The organism is Kitasatospora sp. NPDC056800, assembly GCF_042789775.1.
Taxonomy (GTDB): domain Bacteria; phylum Actinomycetota; class Actinomycetes; order Streptomycetales; family Streptomycetaceae; genus Kitasatospora.
Genome location: NZ_JBHUAL010000006.1, coordinates 1 through 4659, shown reverse-complemented (window position 1 = coordinate 4659; position 4659 = coordinate 1). Strand labels below are relative to the sequence as shown.

Below are 4659 nucleotides of genomic sequence, written 5' to 3'. Positions count from 1 at the left end.
GGACGAGCCGCGGCAGGACGAGCCGCGGCAGGACGAGCCGCGGCACGAGGAGCCCCGGCCCGCCCCGGCCCCCTGACCGGCCCCGTCGGCCCGCGCCCCCTGCCCCGCCCCGGGCAGGGGGCGCACCCGCCCGCCGGCCCCCGACCCCCGCCCGTACCCGCGCCGCCCGCGCGGCCCGTACCCGCACCGCCCGCGCGGCCCGCACGCGGGAACCCCGGCGGCCCGCCGCGGACCACCGCTACCGTGTCACCGGCCCCCGCCACCGGCCGTCGCGGCGCTCCCGCGCGCCGCACCCGGCCACGACACGAGACGAGTTGATGCCGCACCATGTCCGACGACGACATACCGCCGGGCGTCGGCGCCGCACTGCTGCGCCCCGGGGCCGAGGCGGTGACGGCGACCAGCACGCACACCGCCACGACGGACGCGCACCCGGCCGTGCGGAGCCTGCTGGACCGGACCGCGCCCGCGATGCGCTCGCTGTTCCACGGGCGCTGCCCGGAGGTCGTCCTGCTGTCGCGGGTCGCCGCCGAGGCGCGGGCGGCGCTCGTCGCCGAAGGCGTCCACGACCCCGGGCACGACCGGGTCATCGAGCGCATGGGCCTGCTGCTGTCCGGGGCGGTGATCGCGGGCATCCTGCTGCGCGAGCCCGGCGATCCGGCGCACGAGCGCCCGATCCCGCCCTGCTCGTCGTGCGCACCCGCGCTCGACGCGCTCGGCGTGCGGGTCGTGGAGGTGCCCGCGCTGTGACGTCCCGTTTCCCCGCCCCCGTCCTCCGCGCCCTGACCGCGGCCGGCTGGTACGAGGGCGTCCGCCTGCCCGAGCGCGAACTGCGGGCCCGGCTGCGCTCGTGGGGGGACCCGGCCGCGTACTTCCCGGCCCCCGTGATGGCCGTGCTGCGGGAGTTCGGCGGCATGGCCGTCCACCAGTACGGGCCGGGTGCGGACATGTCCCGGATGCCGTTTCGGATCGATCCCGGGGTCGGGCTCCACGCGGACCGGAGCCTGCGCGCCCACGGCGCGAGGTACGGCCCGGACCTGGTGCCCGTCGGGGAGTACGACCTGGGACGCGGGCGGCTCGCGATGGACGCCGAGGGCGCCGTCCACCTGTTCTGGGGCGACCTGTGGAAGGTCGCCGACTCCTTCGACGGCGCCCTGGTCGCCCTGGTCGAGGGCCGGCGCCCGAGGCGCCTCGACCCGGCCGCGCCGGCCCCGCTTCCCCCGGCGAACCGGCGGACGAGGCCAGGGCCCGCGACCTGGCCCGCCGGCGCGCCGTCCGGGGCGGCCCCCTCGGCGCGGTGGACGTCGTGCTCCGGGAGTTCGAGCTCGGCTGGCCGGCCTTCCCGGTCTTCGCCGACCCGGACCCGCTCGCGAACGTGGGCGCGGGCTGCCTGGTCGTGGACCGCCGCAACGGCCTCGTCACGCAGATGCCCGCCCTGCCCGCCGACCGCGTCCTGGACATGTACCGCGCGTGGTACCCGGCCCGCTGACGCGCCGGCGGCACGTCCCGCCGCCCGCGTCGCGGCGGCACCGCGGCACCCCCCCCGGGCACCCCGGGCCCCGGGCACCCGGGGCCCGGGGGCCCGGGGCCGGGTTCAGGCGTAGCGGTCGAACAGGGCCTGCAGGTAGTCCTCCAGGCGTCCCGTCAGCACGGCGGGTGTCAGGTCGGCGCGTCCCAGCTCGCGCCAGGGCTCGGCGACCTTCCGGGCGTCCGGGGCGAAGGCGAGGGCGTCCAGCAGCCGCCAGTACAGGTGGTCGCGGCCGTCGGCGAGGGTGCGGCCGCCGGCGGCGGTGTAGCGGTCGGCGAAGGCCAGGCCCGCCGCGGGGCCGTGCAGCAGGGCCAGGGCGGTGGAGCAGTGGGCGACGTCCAGGTCGGCCGGCCCCCAGGACGTCTCCACCCAGTCGACGACCCCGCTGACGGCCAGGTCGGCGCCCGCGCCGGTGAACAGCACGTTGCCGGGGTGGAAGTCGCGGTGCAGGAAGCAGGAGCGGTGCGCGGGCACCGCGCCGCCGATCACCTCCACCGCCCGCCGCCACAGCCCGGCGCGGGCGGTGCCCCCGGGCACCTTCACGCGCTCGGGGGCCGTCCACGCCTGCCAGGCGCGCGGCCGGTCCTCCTCGGCGACGTCGAGGGCGTGCACGGCGGCCAGCTGCGCGGCCAGCAGGCCCGCGCGCCGCCCCGCCTCCCCGTCCTCGGCCACCCGCACGGTGCCGGGCAGGTGCGTCATCAGCAGCGACGGGTGCTCGCACACCGCCCCCGACCCGTCCACCGCGCGCAGGCGCGCCGCCGGGACGCCGCCGCCCTCCAGCAGGCGCAGCACCGCCGCCTCGCGGGCCAGCAGCCCCGGGGCGTGGCGGCGGTAGAACGGCTTGACGAAGGAGCGCAGCACCAGCGCGTACGGGCCCGCGCCACCCGCCCGCTCCACGTCCACGCGGCGCATCCGCGAGGTCCACCCGCCCGTGAGCGCGCTCGCCGCCGTGACGCGCTCACCGGGCGCGAGGAGCCCCTCCACCCACCGGCGCGTGCCGTCCCACCCCTGGCCCCAGTCCCCACCGTCGATCATGGACGGCAAGCCTACGCCCCACCCCCGCCCGACCCGCCCCGGGCAGGCCTGACGAAGAGTCAACTCCCGTACAACCACGGACAGAAGGCCTCTATTCCGACAGGTGTCGAAGTTTGACAGGCGGGGCGCGCCCGGGGTTGGCTGGACGCCGATCCGCACCACACCCAGGGGGAGGGGCCCGCCATGCCCAGGACCGTCGTCTTCGAGACCACCGGAGGACCGGAGGTACTGGCCGTACGCGAGCGCCCCCTGCCCGAACCCGGGCCCGGCGAACTGCGCCTGCGCGTGGCCGCGATCGGCCTCAACCGCGCCGAGGCCCTCTTCCGCGCCGGCACCTACCTGGAGCGGCCGCGCCTGCCCGCCACCCTCGGCTACGAGGCCAGCGGCACCGTGGAGGCCGTCGGCGAGGGCGTCACCGCCTTCACGCCCGGCGACCTCGTCGACACCGTGCCCGCGTTCTCCCAGAACGACTACGGCGTCTACGGCACCCACGTCCTGGTCCCCGCCCGCGCCGCCGTCCCCCACCCCGCCGGCCTCACCCCCGCCCAAGGCGCCGCCGTGTGGATGCCCTACCTCACCGCCTACGGCGCCCTCGCCGAGGACGGCCACCTGCGCCCCGGCGACCACGTGCTGATCACCGCCGCCGCCTCCGGCGTGGGCCTGGCCGCCATCCGCACCGCCCGCCGCCTGGGCGCCCACCCGATCGCCACCACCCGCACCCGCGCCAAGGCCCGGCACCTGCTGGACGCCGGCGCCGCCGAGGTCGTCGTCACCGGCGAGGACGACCTCCTCGCCCGCGTCGACGCGGCCACCGGCGGATCCGGCGTGCGCACCGTCCTCGACCCCGTCGCCGGACCCGGCGTCCTGACCCTCGCCCGCACCCTGGCCCCCGGCGGACGCCTGACCGTCTACGGCCGCCTCGACCCCCGCGACACCCCGATGCCCGGCCAGGACACCTTCGCCCCCGTCACCAGCCGCTTCTTCTCCATGCACGAGGTCACCCGGGACGACGAACGCCTGCGCCGCGCCCACGCGTTCGTCACCGCCGGTCTGGCCGACGGCTCCTTCACCCCCGCCGTCGACCGCGTCTTCGAAGGCCTCGACACCGTCGCCGAGGCCCACCGCTACCTGGAGGCCGGCACCCAGATCGGCAAGATCGTCCTGGCCGTCGGCGACTGAACCACCACCGGAGGCCAGCCCCCTGCCGGGGGCCGGCGGGCCCTCAGGCCCCCGGGGCCCGGCGGGCCTCCGCGTCGGCGGCGGCCACCACCGCCGCCAGCAGCCCCGGGAACCGCCGCTCCAACTCCTCGCTGCGCAGCGCGTTCATCTTGGTGGTGCCCACGTAGTACTGGCGCAGCAGCCCCGCCTCGCGCAGCACGCTGAAGTGGTGGCTGGAGGTCGAACGCCCCACCGGCAGGTCGAAGGAACCGCAGCTGAGATCGGCTCCCGAGTGCGCGAGCGTGCGCACCACCGTCCTGCGGGCCGGATCAGCGAGCGCCTCCAGCACCTGCTGGACGCTCACGTCCTCCACACCAGGGTGCACGATCACCCGCGCCGCCACGCGTGCCCGCCCCACACCCACCACCCCTTCCCAACACTCGACCCCCGTCTGTCCGACAGTCAAAAACCGCGCCGTGTGCGCGACTTCACGAGCACGACGCTACCAGGGACGATCGCCCGGCCCCCGGCCTCCGCCCCCGGGAGGCGCGCCGGACCCCCGGACCGCCCCCGCGCCCCACCCGCCGCCCACACCCACCGCAACACCCGCGCAACACGCCCCGCCGCCCGGCACGGGGGCCGGCCGCGGGCCGCGCGGGAGTGCCGGGCACGACGGCGCGCGGCCGAGGACGGCCGGAAAGAGGGGATGCGCGGCGCGGCGCGGCGGGGGAGGGACGCGGCGCCGGGGAGGGGCCCGTGACGGACCGCCGAGGACGGCCGGAAGAGAGGAGGCGCGTCGTGGCGGGCGGCACGGGGGAGACGCCCCGCGAAAGGACCGCCGAAGACCGCCGGGCACGGCGGCGCGAGGCCCGGGACGGCGGCCGGAAGGAGAGGGCCCGCGGAGACAGGCGGCGCGCCCCGCCGGACAGGGGACCGGC

General features: G+C 78.3%; 5 protein-coding genes and 1 pseudogene. 4 read left to right on the top strand and 2 right to left on the bottom strand.

Features of this window, described 5'->3' with window-relative positions; genetic code table 11:
- Positions 1-327: 327 nt before the first annotated feature.
- The 3 genes and pseudogenes from ACFRQN_RS02575 to ACFRQN_RS02565 all read left to right on the top strand — a co-directional run bounded on the left by ACFRQN_RS02575 (position 328) and on the right by ACFRQN_RS02565 (position 1489).
- Entirely contained in the window at positions 328-750 is a 423-nt protein-coding gene (locus tag ACFRQN_RS02575) for a YwqJ-related putative deaminase (RefSeq protein WP_049660792.1), read from the top strand.
- Positions 693-1163: pseudogene (locus ACFRQN_RS02570) on the top strand (SUKH-3 domain-containing protein); the annotation flags it as partial. The gene ACFRQN_RS02575 and the pseudogene ACFRQN_RS02570, both read left to right, overlap by 58 nt.
- Positions 1164-1297: 134 nt before the next feature.
- Positions 1298-1489, top strand: coding sequence for a hypothetical protein (locus tag ACFRQN_RS02565; RefSeq protein WP_380737794.1), 192 nt, complete (start codon positions 1298-1300; stop codon positions 1487-1489).
- 105 nt (positions 1490-1594) lie between these two features.
- Here ACFRQN_RS02565 and ACFRQN_RS02560 read toward each other — a convergent pair whose 3' ends face one another.
- Positions 1595-2563 (bottom strand): phosphotransferase family protein, encoded by a 969-nt coding sequence (locus tag ACFRQN_RS02560; RefSeq protein WP_380737679.1) that lies wholly within the window; start codon positions 2561-2563, stop codon positions 1595-1597.
- A gap of 183 nt (positions 2564-2746) precedes the next feature.
- On the opposite strand from ACFRQN_RS02560, the gene ACFRQN_RS02555 reads away from it, so the two are divergent.
- On the top strand, positions 2747-3742 hold the full coding sequence (locus ACFRQN_RS02555; RefSeq protein WP_380737677.1) for a zinc-dependent alcohol dehydrogenase family protein: 996 nt from the start codon (positions 2747-2749) through the stop codon (positions 3740-3742).
- 43 nt (positions 3743-3785) lie between these two features.
- On the opposite strand, the gene ACFRQN_RS02550 is transcribed toward ACFRQN_RS02555, so the two are convergent.
- Entirely contained in the window at positions 3786-4085 is a 300-nt protein-coding gene (locus ACFRQN_RS02550; protein ID WP_375874208.1) for an ArsR/SmtB family transcription factor, read from the bottom strand.
- Positions 4086-4659: the final 574 nt, after the last annotated feature.